The organism is Pseudomonas fluorescens (assembly GCF_001623525.1).
Lineage (GTDB): Bacteria > Pseudomonadota > Gammaproteobacteria > Pseudomonadales > Pseudomonadaceae > Aquipseudomonas > Aquipseudomonas fluorescens_Q.
In genome coordinates this window covers 2,319,616-2,337,112 of sequence record NZ_CP015225.1, presented here as the reverse complement: position 1 = coordinate 2,337,112, position 17,497 = coordinate 2,319,616, and the positions used below count along the sequence as shown (strand labels likewise).

General features: G+C 56.9%; 15 protein-coding genes and 2 pseudogenes. 8 read left to right on the top strand and 9 right to left on the bottom strand.

Going from position 1 to position 17,497, the window contains the following annotated elements:
- Positions 1 to 5 precede the first annotated feature (5 nt).
- Entirely contained in the window at positions 6 to 218 is a 213-nt protein-coding gene (locus tag TK06_RS09880) for an AlpA family transcriptional regulator (RefSeq protein ID WP_086936782.1), read from the bottom strand.
- Between the two features lie 861 nt (positions 219 to 1,079).
- Between TK06_RS09880 and TK06_RS09875 the strand changes: the two genes are divergently transcribed.
- Both TK06_RS09875 and TK06_RS33000 read left to right on the top strand, forming a co-directional pair.
- On the top strand, positions 1,080 to 1,895 hold the full coding sequence (locus tag TK06_RS09875; RefSeq protein WP_063321909.1) for a helix-turn-helix domain-containing protein: 816 nt from the start codon (positions 1,080 to 1,082) through the stop codon (positions 1,893 to 1,895).
- A gap of 69 nt (positions 1,896 to 1,964) precedes the next feature.
- Positions 1,965 to 2,196 (top strand): annotated as a pseudogene (locus TK06_RS33000) (hypothetical protein).
- 58 nt (positions 2,197 to 2,254) lie between these two features.
- On the opposite strand, the gene TK06_RS30745 reads toward TK06_RS33000, so the two are convergent.
- Entirely contained in the window at positions 2,255 to 3,142 is an 888-nt protein-coding gene (locus TK06_RS30745) for an MFS transporter (RefSeq protein ID WP_086936619.1), read from the bottom strand.
- Between TK06_RS30745 and TK06_RS09870 the strand changes: the two are divergent.
- Positions 3,029 to 3,827 (top strand): annotated as a pseudogene (locus tag TK06_RS09870) (cation diffusion facilitator family transporter). The gene TK06_RS30745 and the pseudogene TK06_RS09870 overlap by 114 nt on opposite strands.
- 452 nt (positions 3,828 to 4,279) lie before the next feature.
- Here TK06_RS09870 and TK06_RS09860 read toward each other — a convergent pair.
- The 3 genes from TK06_RS09860 to TK06_RS09850 form a co-directional block, all read right to left on the bottom strand.
- Entirely contained in the window at positions 4,280 to 4,960 is a 681-nt protein-coding gene (locus TK06_RS09860; protein WP_063321907.1) for a class I SAM-dependent methyltransferase, read from the bottom strand.
- An 841-nt stretch (positions 4,961 to 5,801) separates the two neighbouring features.
- Complete coding sequence (locus TK06_RS09855; RefSeq protein WP_063321906.1) at positions 5,802 to 6,716, bottom strand: carbohydrate kinase family protein; 915 nt, start codon at positions 6,714 to 6,716, stop codon at positions 5,802 to 5,804.
- A 60-nt stretch (positions 6,717 to 6,776) separates the two neighbouring features.
- On the bottom strand, positions 6,777 to 7,727 hold the full coding sequence (locus TK06_RS09850; protein ID WP_063325121.1) for an AraC family transcriptional regulator: 951 nt from the start codon (positions 7,725 to 7,727) through the stop codon (positions 6,777 to 6,779).
- Between the two features lie 292 nt (positions 7,728 to 8,019).
- On the opposite strand from TK06_RS09850, the gene TK06_RS09845 reads away from it, so the two are divergent.
- The 5 genes from TK06_RS09845 to TK06_RS09825 are packed head-to-tail and all read left to right on the top strand — an operon-like array spanning position 8,020 to position 13,146.
- Positions 8,020 to 9,330, top strand: a complete 1,311-nt coding sequence (locus tag TK06_RS09845) for an ABC transporter substrate-binding protein (protein ID WP_063321905.1) — start codon at positions 8,020 to 8,022, stop codon at positions 9,328 to 9,330.
- A 59-nt stretch (positions 9,331 to 9,389) separates the two neighbouring features.
- Positions 9,390 to 10,316 carry a carbohydrate ABC transporter permease gene (locus tag TK06_RS09840; protein WP_013692785.1) on the top strand — a complete coding sequence of 309 codons (927 nt, stop codon included), beginning with the start codon at positions 9,390 to 9,392 and terminating at the stop codon, positions 10,314 to 10,316.
- Positions 10,317 to 10,326: 10 nt separating this feature from the next.
- Complete coding sequence (locus TK06_RS09835) at positions 10,327 to 11,160, top strand: carbohydrate ABC transporter permease (RefSeq protein WP_063321904.1); 834 nt, start codon at positions 10,327 to 10,329, stop codon at positions 11,158 to 11,160.
- Between the two features lie 57 nt (positions 11,161 to 11,217).
- On the top strand, positions 11,218 to 12,315 hold the full coding sequence (locus TK06_RS09830) for an ABC transporter ATP-binding protein (RefSeq protein WP_063321903.1): 1,098 nt from the start codon (positions 11,218 to 11,220) through the stop codon (positions 12,313 to 12,315).
- Positions 12,316 to 12,372: 57 nt separating this feature from the next.
- Positions 12,373 to 13,146 carry an L-iditol 2-dehydrogenase gene (locus TK06_RS09825; RefSeq protein ID WP_063321902.1) on the top strand — a complete coding sequence of 258 codons (774 nt, stop codon included), beginning with the start codon at positions 12,373 to 12,375 and terminating at the stop codon, positions 13,144 to 13,146.
- A gap of 188 nt (positions 13,147 to 13,334) precedes the next feature.
- Here the strand turns inward: TK06_RS09825 and TK06_RS09820 are convergent, their stop codons facing one another.
- From TK06_RS09820 to TK06_RS09805, 4 genes are all read right to left on the bottom strand, one after another.
- Positions 13,335 to 14,051, bottom strand: a complete 717-nt coding sequence (locus TK06_RS09820) for an NADPH-dependent F420 reductase (protein ID WP_063321901.1) — start codon at positions 14,049 to 14,051, stop codon at positions 13,335 to 13,337.
- On the bottom strand, positions 14,048 to 15,289 hold the full coding sequence (locus TK06_RS09815) for an NTP/NDP exchange transporter (RefSeq protein ID WP_238992614.1): 1,242 nt from the start codon (positions 15,287 to 15,289) through the stop codon (positions 14,048 to 14,050). Before TK06_RS09815 ends, TK06_RS09820 begins: the two co-directional genes overlap by 4 nt.
- Before the next feature lie 78 nt (positions 15,290 to 15,367).
- A complete protein-coding gene (locus tag TK06_RS09810) occupies positions 15,368 to 16,531 on the bottom strand; it encodes an MBL fold metallo-hydrolase (protein WP_060743033.1) in 1,164 nt (387 codons plus the stop codon).
- Between the two features lie 22 nt (positions 16,532 to 16,553).
- On the bottom strand, positions 16,554 to 17,444 hold the full coding sequence (locus tag TK06_RS09805) for an SDR family NAD(P)-dependent oxidoreductase (RefSeq protein WP_086936618.1): 891 nt from the start codon (positions 17,442 to 17,444) through the stop codon (positions 16,554 to 16,556).
- Positions 17,445 to 17,497 lie beyond the last annotated feature (53 nt).

The window sequence follows — 17,497 nt, the reverse complement described above, 5'->3', positions numbered from 1 at the left end:
ACTCCTTAGCTGCGATCGTTTGAACGATCTGTAATCCACTGATCGACTTCCATGGCGTTCCAGCCTACGGCCCGAACGCCCAAGCGGACGGATTTTGGGAATTTGCCCTGACCCATCAGGCTGTAAAGGAACGAGCGCTTGAGCCCCGTTTTCTGCTCGACGTCTGAAAGTCGCAATATGCGAAGCTCATGAAGGGGAGGTTTTGAATCAATATGCATAGGCATGGTTGACACTCCTTGACGATTGATCGCGCCTGATAGAGCACGGGTAATAATGTTTCAAGGCAAACGAGCGTCGCTAATGAGCGCTTTGGTTGCAGCGGTCAGGTCATGGTTGGGCTCAGCAACGGCGTAGTTCGTTAACTGTTTGCAAATGTGTCATGGGTACAGTGAGCTTTACGAATACATGCAGGGATGTCAGGCAGACTGCTAGATTAAATGCCGCCTTTAGCACACGGTAGTAAGTGTTGGTGCCGTTGAACTGTTCATTTTGATCATGAGTCTTTCCATATCCTGCAATGTCCATCTATGGAACTGCATGCTTGGGAACGACGAAAGATTCAATGCGTCAAGGCACATACCCGTTTAACTGGTAGACAGCTGATGATTTCTAGATATTGCATTGGAGAGGCCGCAGCGTTGCGTTGTTCGCGGACCGTAAGCGTTGTGAACGAGTATTCGAAGACGCCGCGGATCAACACGGTTCAGGCTTGAACTCACTTCCAAAGCATTGTCTTGGAGAGATTTCAGCTGATGCATGCAGCGAGCATGAGGAGGTTGCCTTGCGGGTAATAGGCAGAAACATTCTGAAGAAACTTGCGTGCCTAATACACATAGTGAAACGGATGTGAAATTGACAGCGACAAGACCTTTCCTTAGGAGGAAGTCGTTTATGACTTCGTGCATGTGGTATTCCTTACCATATGTTGCAGTGACTTACGTGAAGAGGTTTCGCGACGGTTTGCGAAAGCAATATTTCGTTAATGTCTCCTCATAAGCAAGTGCTCGAAGCGCCATTATCTGATGCGAGTTGCTGCTACTTTAATGAACTTGTCGCTCTGGAATTGAAAGCTTTCATGTATGCCTGATCATTTTTCGTCAAACTTGTACCACCTATGCTGTCACTACCGATCTGTCGCGGAGGTGTGCCGAAAACTGAAGATCAACCGAGGGCAGTTCACCAAGTATCTGAACGGCAGCAGCCGACCCACGCCTTACAACCTGAAGCGAATTTGTGATTTCTTCGGCGTGGAGGAGAGCGAGATCGCGTTGCCAACCGAGCGGTTTCTCCCTTTGATTGGCGTCCAATCGCGCTCTCGAACAACCGAGCCGACGAGCGCTGCTATAAGGATGTTCGATCATCTGTGCAAAGGCTCATCAGACCGGTTCTCGACGTTGCTGGGGTACTACCATGAGTACTACTACGCCATGACCGAGCCCGGCCAAATCCTCTGCTCATTGGTCCATTTGCGCGAGGAAGCTGGACAGGTGGTGTATGAGCGCCATGAACGAGTACAAACGGTTGAGGCGGGGCAAGAAGTTTTTGAGCGATACCTTTACAAGGGAATTGCCTACTACCTGCGAGACCGAGTGTTTCTTCTCGATTACGAATCGCTGACGAATAATGAGATCACCCAGACCATCCTGATTCCTAGTTACAAAAGCCGTTTGTCTCGGCTCAATGGACTGAAGCTAGGGGTATCGGCTACAGACCAACGCGTACCGACATGCACGCGAGTGGTGTGGGCTTTCTTGGGCACCCATATTGATCAGGAGGACGCTCTAAAGCGGACTCGATTGTATCGGCCCGAAGATTCGAGATTGGATGCCGATTTGCTTGAGCGTTTATCGCGGACGGAGTTCGAGGGAGGGACATTTAGGCTGGGATCATCATGAACAGTATCGAGTGCCGATTGAAGGACTATTAGCTCGGAGCCTTTGCCCGCTAACCCCGGTAGGTGTCCTATGACTGACCACGAACGTTTATTCACCCTCCAGTCCTACGCCTGGATCCTTGAACTCCCGGGCGAAGCGTGTTTCAGCACGACGAGTTGCTGGACTGCGAACACAACCCGCACCTGAGCCTCACAACAAGGCAGGCATTCACCAGGCGATGCGTATCATCATCCGGTTGATGGAAGAGCATTGTGGCAAGTTGACTGATCTCGGGGACGAATCGGAGAAAGCAGGGCAGTGAAACCGCACGGGGAATCGTGTGAGATTTTCCCGTGCGGTCCGAAGAAAACCCTGCCGACTTACCGCTCAGGCATGTTCCGATACGGCCCCATCAGGAAGAACATCTGCGCTCCCACCAGCAACAGCCCCATTAGCACCAGCAGCCCTGCGGTGTAACTACCCTGCAAGTTGCGCGACAAGCCTAGCAGGCCGATGGCGCAAGCCGCCGCGACCTGGAAAACCGAATATACCAGTCCATAGATGGACCCGAACGAGCGGCGTCCGAAGTAACGGGGGATCAGGTAGCCGAGCACGTCGAATTCCGCGCCGATCACTAGTCCGATCAATGCGGCGCACAGCGGGGCGGTGCCCGAGGGGGCACCGAGGGCGAGCAGCAGCAGGGCGAGGGCGGCGGCCAGGCATATGCTGGTCATCAGCTTGGATACGTGGATGCGATCGAGCAGCCAGCCGGTGCCGATGCGTCCGAAGATCAGCGCGATGCCGAGCACCGACTGCATCGCCATCGCCTGGGGTGTGTTCATGCCGGTGTCGACCAGGATGCGCACCTGATGCACGAAGACACCAGAGCTGGCCGCACCAAGGACGAAGAAGCCCACCAGCACCAGCCACAACTCGCGGTCGCCCCAGGACTGGCTGACGCTACGCTCGACCAAGGGCGCGGCGACCTTGGCTTCGGTGCGGTTGCGGTCAGTGCCGGCGTCCCTGAGCAGCCAGAACGCTACCGGCCAGGACACCAGGACGGAAAGCGCGCCCAGCACCTGGTAGGCGGTGCGCCATCCGTAATGCACCATCACCAGCGCGGCCAAGGCGGGCAGTAGCGCGGCGCCCAGGCCCTGTTCGACGGTTTTTTCTCGTTGGTCGCTACCTTCATCAAGGTACTGATGCTGATCACGGCCAGGTTGATCGCCAAGGAAAGCAACCACCGCTTCCAGTTCGGGTTCTGGCATCTGGAACCCATGGTCCTGCTGATCGAAGGCAGCTTCCTGCTGTTGATCGCCATCTATGCCTTCCTCTAATGGCGTGTCCGGCATCATCACCGGTGGCCGTGAAATCGAGCTGGGGATGGTGATCATCTATGCCGCGGTGTTCACCGTCGTCGAGTTCGGCTATTTCTTCTACGTTCGCTATCGCAATCGAACGCTCAAGTCATCGCTCATCCAGTTCGACAACATCAGTTGGCTGGTCGACGCGATGCTTTCGGTGGGCCTGCTGGTCAGTTTCCTGATCGCTCTGTTGCTCAAGGCCCAGGGGTACGGACAGTGGGCGATGTATGTGGACCCGTTGATCCTGATCCTGCTGGCGCTGAGCATGCTGGCACCGGCCTTCAAGATCCTGCGGCCGGCTTTGCGCGATGTATTGGGTATCGCACCGGATCAACTTGACGATACGGTGCGCCAGGTGATGGATGCGGCAACGGTAGAGCATGGGTTCGAGGACTATGTGTCCTATGTCCAGAAACACGGGCGGGCGCGGTTTATCGAGATCCATATCGTGCTCCCGGCGGATTACCGGTTGCAAACCGTAGGGCAACTGGACGCGATCCGTGAGCAGATTTCTGCCAGGTTGGGTCAAGCCGACGCGACGCGGTGGTTGACCATTTGCTTTACCGGTGATCGCAAGTGGATCGCTTGATTTTTCATCGTCCCTGAAGCCCGGCTGAGTTATGTGCAATTACGACGGCAAGTACGGTCCGCCAGGTCGTCCTAATCTCAAGGTTCGAGCGTTAGGATGCTTGGTGTCACGTCGGTACAGATGCCATATTTCTGGCTCTCGGCTGAGTGCTTGCAGGCGCCTATTTACGATTTTTTGCTACGGGTCGACGTGTTCGGCTTGCAAAGCATCGGTGGCATTATCGGCGCGGTGCTCACTGGTGTGTCTGGGGCGGTCTGTTGGAAGGGGGACCATGGACCTTGCTGAGCATAACGAGCGGGTCTACAACCATTGTCCCCCGGCGCTGAATGCAAGTAGCCCACTGTTGGCTGGGCCATTTACGTTGTAATTCAACTCATCGCCAGTTCCCCGGTGATTCGTTAGGTATGAACTATAAACTTTATCAGCTCAATAAGTGGCCGATAGCTCTCCTATTATTTTTTGCGCAATACATACACTCTCCACATGGCGTACAGCGGAATAAAGTCTAGGGATTTCTGAACGCGGAACCCGGCCTGTTCGAATTCTGCCTCGACAGTAGTAGCCGACAATACGAACCGATTTTGGTAACTGTTCTGTTCTCCTTTGTTGCGACGACGCACTTCGGTACGCTTGCGTTTCCAAGCCTTGAAGTTCCCGTCCACCCATAGTGAGATAATTACGCTGTCGCGAGTAACGCGTTGAAACTCACGCAGTATCGCGAGTCTGTGCTCAGGGGCGCCGATGTGGTGCATCAAGCGCATGCAGAATATGTTGTCGACCGCGTTGTCCGGTAAATCGATAGCAAAGGCAGAGGTCTGCAACGGGCGAACCCGTTTCACCACCTCCGCCGGTTGGGCGATGGTTGCGACCTTCAACATCGACTCAGAATTGTCTGCGCCGATGATCACGCGACCAGGCTTTTGCGCCAGTAACGGCCAGAAACGCCCGGCCCCACACGGCAAGTCCAGCACCAAGCCAGGCTCGCCAGCGGCGACCAACGCACTACGCGCCAATTGCTCGTCGCGTTTGTGGGATAAACGGCGGGCCAGATTGTCCTGATGCTTGAGTAAATAACTCTGCGCGTGCTTATCGTCGTACTTTTCGGAAAATTCAAGCTTGATCGGATCGGGCATCAATGGGGCTCCATTCGTTGCGGCGAATAACTCCAGAGGATATGAGCTGTAATCCTCATTCTGAACTTATGCGGTCGTAGTTTTGGCCGGGAGATCTGCGTGACTATGGGAGCTGTCAGGTCATTTAAAAAACCTTACGGCTAATGGGCGTGGAGCCTAGTGACGATGACGCAGGTGGCTTCGTAATCGTGGCGTGATTTTACGACAGGGATGACCAAGAGCTAGCTACCTGATCGCATATAACCATGAGCTGTATTGATGGCTGGGCACCAATATCCCATTGCGTTGATTCATAAGTCTCATTCATGGCTTCATTTATGTATTCAATTGTTTGACTTCGTCTGAAAATCTGGCTCGCGTCACCGTACACAGGGCGACGTTGATTCGCGCAGGGCAGTAACCCGTGGTGCTCCCAGAGTTTCAATATAGCGTCCATGCAGGCGCTACTTGCTCGCCCCAACGGGCCCGGATCTTCAGCTTCCAGTCATTCGCGCACAAACCTGCGAATGTAACTGGCCAGTCGCATGGCGAGAGGGCCATCCGGCACTTCAGGTTGGTCACTCGCAGCGAGTAAAAAGGTATACGGATATTTCTGAGGTGGCGGGAACGCTCAGTGGGTGATCTGCATCTGAACAAGCATTGGGCTAAACAAGTGGCCGCTTAGAAGCAACAGCCCTGGCAAAACGTTCTGGACGGCTGCCTGGCACGAACAGTGCGCTTCGAATGATTTTGGATTAAACGCCCCGTGCAGGGCGGGCTAGTCGTCATCCGGGATCTAAAGTCCATCCAGTGCTTCTTGAGCCCCGCCTTCCTGACAAAATGGCGGTACGCAATACGAACCTCAGCGCTGATGTTGCATGCGGTTTGACAGCAAATCCTCCACCTCTTCACGACTAGGCGCGTAAGCCCCGGCATGCGAGCAAGACACCGACGCACAAGCAGCGGAGAACTCCAATCGTGCATGGGGCTCTTGGATGCCTAACAACGTCGAGGCCAGCCATCCGGCCATACTCGAATCGCCGGCACCCACCGTATCAGCGACCTCAACGGCGATCGCGGGCTGTTCAAACTTCACGTCGGCAGCATACAACGCCATACCTTTCGCTCCACGGGTGAAAAGAATCTGCGCACTAGCATTCATCGTCCGCAGCGTGTGAAGCGCCTGTTCTTCGTTCAATCCAGGGTATATCTGGCGAAGATCTTCATCCGAGAGCTTGATGATGTCTGCAAGCTCCACCATGGCCGGGAAAGTCAGCTCGCGGTAGCGGGTGTCCATCAGGTTGCGCCAGTTCGGGTCATAGCTGATCAGCTTGTCTTCTTCCTTCACCCTCCTGGCCACCTCAACAAGCCTGTCCCCCAATGGCTGACGGGCAAGGCTGATACAGCTGAAGTGACAGAGTCGAGCGGCATCCAACCAACCTGCCGGGAGTTGGTCCACATCAAAAAGTAGATCGGCCTCGCCCGCAAAGAAATACCGGGGAGGGTGGCTGGAGGGCACGATAGCTACCAGAGGGTCGGCGTCAACTCTCTGGAGGAATCTCATGTCCAGGCCGGCAGCCTTCGATTGCTGTGCGAGCTCATCGCCCAATGAGTCGGTACTGATCGAGCCGGCGAATGCAGTGGGCACGCCGAGGCGGCTCATTGCGCGGGCCACGTTCCAGGGCGCGCCACCTGGATAGCCCTGCCACCGTCCGGGCGAGTGTTGAACCACGTCGGTCAGTGCTTCACCAAACACAACAACGCTCGGCAATTGCATATTCATTCTCTCTTGTATCGGGCTGGGGCACTATCGTGCGTCACATCGACAGGCGCGGTCTCACCGCACCTGCGTGATCGGTAGCGATGGGTGAAGACTGTCTCGGTTGAAGAGCTTCACGGCAGTAGTACGCCGGTAGTCGCTCGGGGTCTGATGCATTTCATGACGGAAGTGGCGATTGAAATTGGAGACGTTTTCGTAGCCTACCTCGAAGCAGATTTCGGCGACCGAGAGCTGTGTCTGGACGAGTAGCCGACATGCACGCTGGATGCGCAGCTTGCGCATCAGGTCCATGAATCCGTGGCCAGTGATTCGTTTGAAAAAGCGTGAAAAACCGGCCTCGCTCATCCCAACTCGCTCGGCGATGACAGATAGCCGGATGTCAGACGTGAGCTCATTGATCAAGTAGTCGAATGCCTGATTAATTCGCTCCGAGCTGCGCTCGTTCAACGAAGGCGAGTAGCAGGCGCTGGCCAATACCCGAATTTCGCGCTTTGGCGCCCTTGCGAGGGTGCCTATCAATTGCAGGAACATGATCAGGCGCTGAAGCCCCGTCGCCTCGCCGATTCTCTCAAGCAGCAAAGCGGCCTCGACGGCCGTCCCACCAGTAAACTCGATCCCACGTTGTGCCAGCTCAAATAGCGTTTTCAGCTCTGATAGCTCAGGTAATGAACCTTGGAGGTCGAGCAGGGCAGCACCGTCAAACTGCAGAACCACGTCGCGGCCTACGAGCTGTTCCCCCGGCGCGATATCTCCCATCCAATCATGGGGAAGACCTGGGCCAATCAGTGCGACATGTCCTGCGGTGAAGGGCCCGATGTAATCCCCAGCCAAAAGCTTGCCACTTCCTTGTCGGATCAGGTGGATTTCATATTCCGGATGGTGGTTCCAGCGGGCGAGGGCGTATGGATAGTCGTGCTCGTACCATCGAAAGCTCTGATCGGGTTCAGGAAGGATGACTTCAAGGTCGGCTGGTCGGTGCTCGAACAAGGCAGCGCGGTTATCAGGCATCTCGTGCCCCTTTTTATAGTTATGCGGTGGATCGAATGCGCCAACCATACGCCGAATTCGTCCGGCACTGCTAGCCCAACTATTGCAGCTTGTTGATACTTTTTTAACCCTTGTGGCTGCCGGTTGTCGCGATCAAAAAAGTATCGATTCGGCGTCCGCGATTCGTTTGAGGGCGGGGCGGGTAGGTGATCTAATCAATTCGCCCACCACTGCAATGCGGTCTTGTTTTGCTCACAAGTGGTGAACAACAACAATAATAGCTCCGGTCATCTGGCTTGGAGTGGAGAGCCCCATGAAGATTACGAATGCGCTAATTCTTTCTACTGGTCTGTCATTCGCCCTTGCCAGCCATGCCGCTGAGACGCTGACCATCGCGACGGTCAACAACGGTGACATGATCCGAATGCAACGGCTATCCAAGGTCTTCGAACAGCAGCATCCCGACATCAAACTGAGCTGGGTCGTACTCGAAGAGAACGTTCTGCGTCAGCGCCTGACCACTGACATTGCCACTCAAGGTGGTCAGTTCGACGTGTTGACCATTGGTACCTACGAGACCCCGATGTGGGGTGCTAAGAACTGGCTAGAGCCGATGAAGGACCTCCCGGCCGGCTACGACGTCGACGATATCTTTCCTGCCGTACGCCAGGGCCTTTCCGTTAACGATACGCTCTACGCACTGCCGTTCTACGGCGAAAGCACCATCACGTACTACCGCACCGATCTGTTCAAGGCCGCAGGATTGACGATGCCGGCACAGCCGACCTGGTCGCAACTGGGCGAGTTCGCTGCCAAGCTCAATGATCCTTCGAAGGATCAATACGGCATGTGCTTGCGTGGCAAAGCTGGCTGGGGCGAAAACATGGCCTTGCTTACCACGATGGCCAACGCCTTCGGGGCGCGCTGGTTCGATGAGAAATGGCAGCCTGAGCTCAATGGTCCTGAGTGGAAGGCAGCTGCGACGTTTTATGTTGATACCCTGAAGAAATACGGCCCTCCGGGAGTATCCAGTAACGGGTTCAACGAAACACTGGCCCTTTTCAACAGTGGAAAATGCGCGATTTGGGTTGATGCAAGCGTGGCTGGATCTTTCACCACCGATAAGGAGCAGAGCCGGGTGGTGGACAGCGTAGGTTTCGCTCCTGCGCCTACTGAGGTTACCGACAAGGGGTCCTCGTGGTTGTATGCCTGGTCATTGGCAATTCCTGCCACCTCCAAGCACAAAGAGGCCGCCAAATCGTTCGTCACTTGGGCCACCTCCAAAGAGTACATCCAGCTAGTTACCGATAAGGATGGCATCACGAACGTGCCACCCGGTACACGCATCTCGACCTACAGTGACGCTTACCTCAAGGCCGCGCCGTTTGCTCAGGTAACGTTGCAAATGATGAAGCACGCTGACCCGTCGCAGCCTTCAGCCAAACCTGTTCCGTACGTGGGTATTCAATACGTGGTGATCCCCGAGTTTCAGTCGATCGGTACATCTGTAGGCAAGCTTTTCTCCGCAGCATTGACAGGACAAATGTCGGTTGAGCAAGCGCTGGCTTCTGCCCAGTCCACAACCGAGCGCGAGATGAAGCGTGCGGGCTATCCCAAAAAATAAATAGCCCCTTACCTCCGCCGGCTTAGCGCCGGCGGTCACAGCCGCACAGGTAAATAATCATGAACACGTCCATTATTCGAGCCCAGCTTGCGGCCTCGGCCCCATCACGCGCGCGCCGTTTGATCAATCCAGGATGGTTTCTGGTGTCGCCATCGGTTGCACTTTTGTTGCTCTGGATGATCGTGCCGCTGGCCATGACCGTTTATTTTTCGGTGATCCGGTACAACCTGCTCAATCCAGGGGAAAACGAGTTCGTTGGCCTGGAGAACTTTGCCTATTTCGTGACAGATTCGGGTTTTCTTCCCGGAGCGCTTAACACGTTGATATTGGTGGGCAGCGTGCTGCTGATCAGCGTGATTTTTGGTGTCTTAATTGCAGCCTTGCTTGAGGCAAGCGAGTTCTTTGGGCGCGGTATAGTCAGGGTGCTGCTCATCTCGCCGTTTTTTATCATGCCGACCGTGGGTTCGCTGATCTTCAAGAACCTGATCTTCCACCCTGTCTCCGGGATCCTCGCGGCGGTATGGAAGTTCTTCGGGGCGCAGCCCGTCGATTGGCTGGCTCATTACCCACTCTTCTCGATCATTGTCATCGTTTCCTGGCAGTGGCTGCCTTTTGCGATCTTGTTGCTGATGACAGCCATGCAGTCGCTCGATCAAGAGCAGAAAGAGGCCGCTCGATTGGATGGGGCGGGTGCCCTGGCCATTTTCTGGCATTTGACCCTGCCACATTTGGCCAGGCCCATCGCGGTGGTGGTGATGATCGAGACGATTTTCCTGCTGTCGGTATTTGCAGAAATCTTCACCACGACAAATGGCGGACCTGGGTTCGCTTCGACCAACCTCGCCTATCTGATCTACAACCAGGCACTGGTGCAGTTCGATGTGGGCATGGCCTCGGCCGGTGGTCTGATTGCGGTGGTGATCGCCAACATCGCGGCGATTGTGCTAGTGCGCATGATTGGCAAGAACCTGACCGACAAAGCCTGAGGACAACGCCATGATGACGCTTAAACAATCCCGGTCTCTGCAAAGCTTACTGCTCGGCACCTTGGCCTGGGTCGCCGCTTTGCTGTTGTTCTTTCCGATCTTTTGGATGGTGCTTACCAGTTTCAAGACCGAGATCGACGCCTTCGCTACGCCGCCACAGTTCATTTTCATGCCTACGCTGGAGAATTACTTGCACATCCAGGAGCGCAGTGACTACTTCCACTTTGCGTGGAACTCGGTGCTGATTTCCTTCTCCGCTACAGCGTTGTGCATGCTGATCGCAGTGCCGGCGGCCTACTCGATGGCGTTCTATGAGACCAAGCGCACCAAGCAGACGCTGCTTTGGATGCTATCGACCAAGATGCTTCCTCCAGTTGGGGTGCTCATGCCTATCTACCTTCTGGCGAAGGGGGCGGGGTTGCTGGACACCCGGATCGCGCTGATCGTGATCTACACCCTGATCAACCTGCCCATCGTGGTGTGGATGATTTACACGTACTTCAAAGACATTCCCCGGGAGATTCTGGAGGCGGCCAGGCTGGACGGGGCGACCCTGGGACAGGAGATGCTGCGCGTGCTGCTGCCCATCAGCAAGGGTGGACTGGCGTCGACCATGCTGCTGTCGATGATCCTGTGCTGGAACGAGGCCTTCTGGTCGCTCAACCTGACGAGCTCCAGCGCCGCACCTCTGACCGCTCTGATCGCTTCCTACTCGAGCCCCGAGGGCCTGTTCTGGGCGAAGCTTTCCGCGGTTTCCACATTGGCCTGTGCACCTATCTTGATCTTCGGCTGGATCAGTCAGAAGCAATTGGTTCGTGGGCTGTCCTTTGGCGCCGTCAAATGACGACGTCGAGCATTCAATGATTTCGCGAAGGCTCCAATTTCATACAGGACTTTACGCATGGCCACTTTGAAAATAGAAAATCTCAAGAAAGGTTTCGAGGGACTGTCCATCATCAAGGGCATCGATCTCGAGGTTAAGGACAAGGAATTTGTGGTGTTCGTAGGGCCGTCGGGGTGTGGCAAGTCGACCCTGTTGCGCCTGATTGCAGGTTTGGAAGACGTCACGAGCGGCACGATCGAGCTCGACGGCCGAGACATCACTGAGGTGACTCCCGCCAAGCGAGACCTGGCCATGGTATTCCAAACCTATGCTCTGTATCCGCACATGACGGTACGCAAGAATTTGTCATTTGCCTTGGATCTGGCCGGTGAGAAGAAGCCGGATGTGGAAAGGAAGGTCGCCGAGGCCGCAAGGATTCTCGAGCTTGGTTCTCTGCTCGACCGCAAGCCTAAGCAGTTGTCAGGTGGTCAGCGCCAACGGGTCGCGATTGGTCGTGCGATTGTCCGAAACCCGAAGATTTTCCTTTTCGATGAGCCACTGTCGAACCTTGATGCTGCGCTGCGTGTACAGACGCGCTTGGAGCTGTCCCGACTGCATAAGGAGCTGCAGGCGACCATGATCTACGTGACCCATGACCAGGTCGAAGCCATGACGCTCGCCACCAAGGTCGTTGTGCTTAACGCAGGGCGGATCGAGCAGATTGGTTCGCCGCTCGAGCTCTACCATCACCCTGCCAACCTGTTCGTTGCCGGCTTCCTTGGGACACCAAAAATGGGATTCTTGCAGGCGACTGTGCATGCCGTGCATGCGTCGGGGGTTGAGGTTAGATTCGCCTCTGGAACCACTTTGCTCATTCCACGCGACAGCAGTGCGTTGTCGGTCGGGCAATCCGTGACGATCGGGATACGGCCGGAGCATTTGACCCTGAGCGCTGAAGGCCAAGTGCCGGTCACGACGGATGTCACCGAGCGCCTGGGCAGCGATACCTTCTGCCACGTGAATGTCGATTCAGGAGAAAGCCTGACGGTACGTGTCCAGGGGGATTGCGAAGTGCCGTACGCCGCCCGGCGTTATCTCACCCTTGATGTCGCTCATTGCCATCTATTTGATGAGAGCGGTCTTTCGGTAAGCCCTGCGGCATCACGCGCGGCCTGACTTCCATCAGGCGCGCTCTTTCGATGAAGCGCGCCACGAACCACAAAGGTAGATTCAATGAAACGTCTCGAAGGTAAAAGCGCTTTGATCACGGGTTCCGCACGCGGTATTGGCCGCTCGTTTGCCCAGGCCTATATCGGTGAAGGCGCTACGGTCGCTATAGCCGACATCAATTTGGAAAGAGCTCAAGCGACGGCCTCCGAGCTAGGGCCGCAAGCTTACGCGGTGGAGATGGACGTTACCCGCCAGGCGTCCATTGATGCAGCAATCGCTGAGGTCGTTGCCCGCGCAGGAAAGCTGGACATCCTTGTGAACAATGCGGCGTTGTTCGATCTTGCACCGATCACCGAGATCACTCGGGAAAGCTACGACAAGCTTTTTGCAATCAACGTCAGCGGGACGCTGTTCACGCTTCAGGCAGCGGCGAAGCAGATGATCAGTCAGGGGCATGGCGGGAAGATCATCAACATGGCTAGCCAGGCGGGTCGCCGCGGTGAGGCGCTGGTAGGCGTCTACTGCGCCACCAAGGCGGCGGTCATCAGCCTTACGCAGTCTGCTGGCCTCAACCTCATCAAGCACAAAATCAATGTCAATGCGATCGCCCCGGGGGTTGTCGATGGCGAACACTGGGACGGTGTCGACGCGCTCTTCGCCAAACACGAGAACCGACCTCTAGGTGAGAAGAAGCGGCTCGTCGGCCTTGAAGTTCCGTATGGGAGAATGGGGACGGCAGAGGATCTGGTAGGAATGGCAATTTTCCTGGCGGGCTCGGAGAGCGATTACATCGTTGCACAAACGTACAACGTTGATGGCGGGAACTGGATGAGCTGAGTGCAGGAGGGGGGGCGGGTGACAGGAGAGCGGCACATTTTCCGATCACCCGGCGGTTAGATTCAGCTTCCTCGCGATCACGCTGCCCGACTCATGAGAGCCTGGCAGTTTGATCCACCGGCCGATTGTTGAGGTGGGAGCTAGCAGCAAGGTTTCTTGCTTATCTACGCGGCCACCAGAACTCTGCACTACAGGCCGAGGAGGCGGCGCAGTTCCGGTGCGGTCAGATGGGCGCGGAAACCCGGCCTGCCCGGCTGGAACGAGGCGGAGGCAGCCAGGTTGCCCACGACGACTGGGTCGCAACCAGCATCGCGTACCATGTCGGCGGCGACCCGCAAGGCCTCGGCGTCATCTCCGGCGATGGGCATGCCAATGCGCCCGCCCGCTCGTGAGGCAGACGTTGCCACCACGGTGGCATCGACGGCACTGAATGCGCGCACCAGTCGCGCGCCGATCATGTACTTCGCGACGGTTTCAGCAACGCCCAGGTTATGCGCTTCGCGGTATACATCGCTGCTGCTTGTGCCCCAAGGATTGGTGGAGTCCAGAACGATCTTGCCGCGGTAGGCACTGTGCAGGTCTCGCCCGACCTGGGGCAGCGCCTCAAACGGAATAGCCAACAGAAGCACGGTGCCGAACTCCGCTGCCGCCATCGGCAGGCCGGCCGAAGCGCGTGGCCCTAACTCCTCAACCATGTCTTGCAATTGCTCTGGATGGCGGGAAGAGAACATGACCTCATGTCCAGCCTCGACCCACAGCCGACCTACCGTGCCGCCCAGCGAGCCGCTACCGATCACGCCGATGCGTGTTGGCGCGACTGCAAAGGCGCGACTCGCGGGGATGAGCCAAGGCAGAGCGGCCAATACGCCAAGGGATTTCACTATGGAGCGGCGGGTAGACTTCATGTCCTGTCCTCAATCAATGATGGTGAGACCGTAGCATCTCGCTGTTCCTGCTTCAGGTGGGTTCGTCCCAACCAGACACTCAAGCCCAGCCAGATAGCTGAGAGGGGGACCGAGATCATGGGAATCTGCGCCAGGGTCAGGCCAAGGCCCATCAGGCTTGCGTATCCCCAACTGGCGATTTGGTCACCGCCACGATAAACGACCGTGTCGATGAAGTTCTTGGCTTTGTAGCGATCTTCACGTGTGCTGGAGGTAAACAGGATTTCCCTGGCGGGTCTGGCCAGTGCGAAGTTCGCTACCCGGCGGGCGACCTGCGCGGCCACGATGACCGCGACGCTAGGGCTGGCGGCCAAGGCAGCGAAGCCGAACAGGCTGACCAGCGGCAGGACACACAGCGTTGCCACGATGCCCACGGTGGCGATCATCCTGCCGGTGATGAACAGCTGGAATACCAGTGTGATCGCATTGACGATCAGGTCGATATTGGCAAAGAACGCCGTGCGGGTCGCACGATCAGGGAGCGAGGACTCGGCGATGCTGGCCTGCTGAAAATACAAGAAAGTCGACGTGACCGAGTACAGCAGAATGAATAGTGCCAACCCGACCAAGTAGGGCGAACGCAGCGTGTGGACCATGCCGGTAAAGATGCCGCCACCCAAGGGCTGGTCCGGGTTTTCCTTGTGCGTGGTGTGGCTGAACATCGGAGCAAGGCGAGATAAACGGCGTGATGCAAGCACCGCCACTTCCAGAAACAGGATGGCAATCACCATCAGCCAGGAGCGGTCCAACTGTTGGATCAGGCTGGAAGTGATAGCCGAGCCCAAGAGGCCGCCAATCGTTGCTCCTGCCGCGAGTAGCCCGAACAGCCGTTTGCCCTGCTCGCTGTCGAAGATATCCACCATGAACGACCAGAACACCGAGACGACGAACAGGTTAAACACCGAGACCCAGATGAAAAAGGCACGTCCCAGCCAGATCTGCCACTGTGGATCGGCGAGATGCAGCAGCAGTGCAAACAACATCAGGTTGGCAGCGAAGAAGCGATAGGACACGACGATGAACTGCTTGCGTGGCAGTTTGCGCACGGCCAGCGCGAACAACGGGCTGGCTACCAGCATCGCCAACAACGTACCAGTGAATAGCCAGGGCAAGTTCTGGACTCCGCCCGCCACACCGAGCTCGTCGCGAATAGGTCGCAACAAGTAATACGCCAGAAACAGCGCGATGACGTAGAGCATCGACCACAGGACTGCGGGAGCTTCTTCGGGGCGCACCTTGGCCTGGCGCTGCAACAGCGATAAGGGAGACTGCACGACTTACTCCTCCCTGGCTCCAGCCGCGAGCTGAGGCGGAGTCTTCACCACGTCGTCTTCCCACCATGCCGTGAACGACTGCGCACGGCCGTCAAGGTAGACCGTTCGGCCGATTTCGGGCGTCCACAGCGCGAAGGTTTGCCCCTGACTGGCGACTTGCATGCGCTTGAACGGATCATCCCAATCGTGAGGGGCGATGGAGAAGCGGCCCACATGCGTCTGCATCAGCACTCGGGCGTGCAGGTCCTTGGCTGCCTGCGCGGCCTGTTCCGGATTCATGTGGACATTCGCCCAGCGCGGATCGTACTGACCGGCATCAATGGCGACATAGTCGAACGGCCCCATTCGCTGGCCGATCTCGGCAAAGTGCGGGCCATAACCCGAGTCGCCACTGAAGAACAACCGCTGCTCAGGAGACACAAGTGCAAAGCCGACCCACAGCGACTGATCGCGGGTAAAGGTGCGTCCAGAGTAGTGTCGAGCTGTGGTGACGTGGACTCTGACGTTCGGTGTCAGCGCGATGACTTCGTTCCAGTCGGCTTCGCGTACGACTCCCATGTCGTAGCCCCAGCGCTCAAAATGCGCGCCTACACCCAACCCCACGATAACCTTTCTGACTTTGGGCTGAAGCGCCAGAACGGTTGGATAGTCCAAGTGATCGTAATGATCGTGGCTGATCAACAAAGCGTCGATCTCGGGTATGTCATCGGCCGTGTAGAGGCTGGTGCCCTCGAATGCCTTGTTCACTCCGGGGATCGGCGCGGCGTAAGTGCTGAACACCGGATCGATCAGGATGCGTTGTCCGCCCAGTTGCACGAAGTAGGAGGAATGGCCCAGCCAAACGACTATATCCTGTGTAGGGTCGAGTGCTTTGAGGTCGGTCTTGACGGCGGGAATCGGGCTTGGCGGTCGAGGCTGCCCCTCTTGCCCGAAAAGGGTCTGCATCCACATCGATATCTCGGATTGGTCCGTGGTCTTCATGGGCGTGTCGATCTGGTTGCGGAACACTCCGTCGGCATGATTGGGCGAATGTTCGATGCGCGTCAGCCGCTCGCCGCTGGGCAGGTCGCCGAAGACCGGCTGCTGTAAATAGGCGAAGGCGCCAACGATGCCTAGCAGAGCGATACCGACAACGGCCATGAGAAGACGACCCCAGAATAATTTCATGCAGTAGTTACCGTGGAGGTGGTCACGACAGGTTCGTGCCGCTGGCGCGCGTGAGTTCAGCCAGCAGCAAGTCTTGGAATCGGGAGTCTTGGACCGCGGAATGCGGCTGTTCGCGTCGCTGATGGTGCCAATAGCCGCCGCTGGTGAGTGCCTCAGGGTCATTGCTGGTGGCAAGCCATTCCTGGGTCAGGTGTCCCAGGCGCAGGTCGTCAGGTGCGTTGGGACCTCCCATCTTCGTTGGGACCCAGCCCGGATCGACCGCATTACTGAGGACATCGGGGTACAACCGCGCAACGGCTGCTGCGAGTGCGGTTACAAAGAGTTTGCTGTCCGAATAGCTGCCTGTGGGGGTGCTGCCCGACCAGTCCAATCCCGTCAGGCTGGCTCGTCCCCCCCTATGCATGCTGCTGCTCAGGTAGATCAGACGCTTGGGGCGCTGAATCAGGGCCGTCAGCATATAGGGGGCGACGACGTTGACGACTAGCAGTTGCGCCCCGCTAAGGATGCCTGCGTTGTGAACAATGGCATCCATCGCGCCGATGGCATTGACCTGACGGGCAAGATCGCGAACCTGTTCAAGATCGCCCAAGTCCCCGACTGTCGCGATGGCGCCCTGGTCCACGAGTTCTTGCACGGCAGACAACCGAGCAGGTGAGCGCACATGCACGACAACATCGTGGCCTTGGGCAAGCAGAGTCTTGGCGGTGGCATGGCCCAGTCCATCTGCCGAGCCGGTAATGAATACGCGGGCTTTGCCGCCTGTATTGTTGTCCCGTTGTGCGCTGGACGCGGGAGCTTTCCTTCGGGAATTGGCTGGGGTCTCTGCCCAGGATGCCGCTGCTTCCAGAAGGGAGCCTGCGACCAACGCCGAACCCAGTCCGGCGCCTCTGATGAGAAAGTCTCTACGATCCATGGGCGTCCCCTCGGGCTACTTCGCGCCTTTCGTCCCGAGCGCCATGGCGATTG

Coding starts and splice junctions, on each gene's coding strand:
- TK06_RS09880 (WP_086936782.1), bottom strand. CDS start 218: ATGCATATTGATTCAAAACCTCCCCTTCATGAGCTTCGCATATTGCGA.
- TK06_RS09875 (WP_063321909.1), top strand. CDS start 1,080: ATGCCTGATCATTTTTCGTCAAACTTGTACCACCTATGCTGTCACTAC.
- TK06_RS30745 (WP_086936619.1), bottom strand. CDS start 3,142: ATGCCAGAACCCGAACTGGAAGCGGTGGTTGCTTTCCTTGGCGATCAA.
- TK06_RS09860 (WP_063321907.1), bottom strand. CDS start 4,960: ATGCCCGATCCGATCAAGCTTGAATTTTCCGAAAAGTACGACGATAAG.
- TK06_RS09855 (WP_063321906.1), bottom strand. CDS start 6,716: ATGCAATTGCCGAGCGTTGTTGTGTTTGGTGAAGCACTGACCGACGTG.
- TK06_RS09850 (WP_063325121.1), bottom strand. CDS start 7,727: ATGCCTGATAACCGCGCTGCCTTGTTCGAGCACCGACCAGCCGACCTT.
- TK06_RS09845 (WP_063321905.1), top strand. CDS start 8,020: ATGAAGATTACGAATGCGCTAATTCTTTCTACTGGTCTGTCATTCGCC.
- TK06_RS09840 (WP_013692785.1), top strand. CDS start 9,390: ATGAACACGTCCATTATTCGAGCCCAGCTTGCGGCCTCGGCCCCATCA.
- TK06_RS09835 (WP_063321904.1), top strand. CDS start 10,327: ATGATGACGCTTAAACAATCCCGGTCTCTGCAAAGCTTACTGCTCGGC.
- TK06_RS09830 (WP_063321903.1), top strand. CDS start 11,218: ATGGCCACTTTGAAAATAGAAAATCTCAAGAAAGGTTTCGAGGGACTG.
- TK06_RS09825 (WP_063321902.1), top strand. CDS start 12,373: ATGAAACGTCTCGAAGGTAAAAGCGCTTTGATCACGGGTTCCGCACGC.
- TK06_RS09820 (WP_063321901.1), bottom strand. CDS start 14,051: ATGAAGTCTACCCGCCGCTCCATAGTGAAATCCCTTGGCGTATTGGCC.
- TK06_RS09815 (WP_238992614.1), bottom strand. CDS start 15,289: ATGCTCTACGTCATCGCGCTGTTTCTGGCGTATTACTTGTTGCGACCT.
- TK06_RS09810 (WP_060743033.1), bottom strand. CDS start 16,531: ATGAAATTATTCTGGGGTCGTCTTCTCATGGCCGTTGTCGGTATCGCT.
- TK06_RS09805 (WP_086936618.1), bottom strand. CDS start 17,444: ATGGATCGTAGAGACTTTCTCATCAGAGGCGCCGGACTGGGTTCGGCG.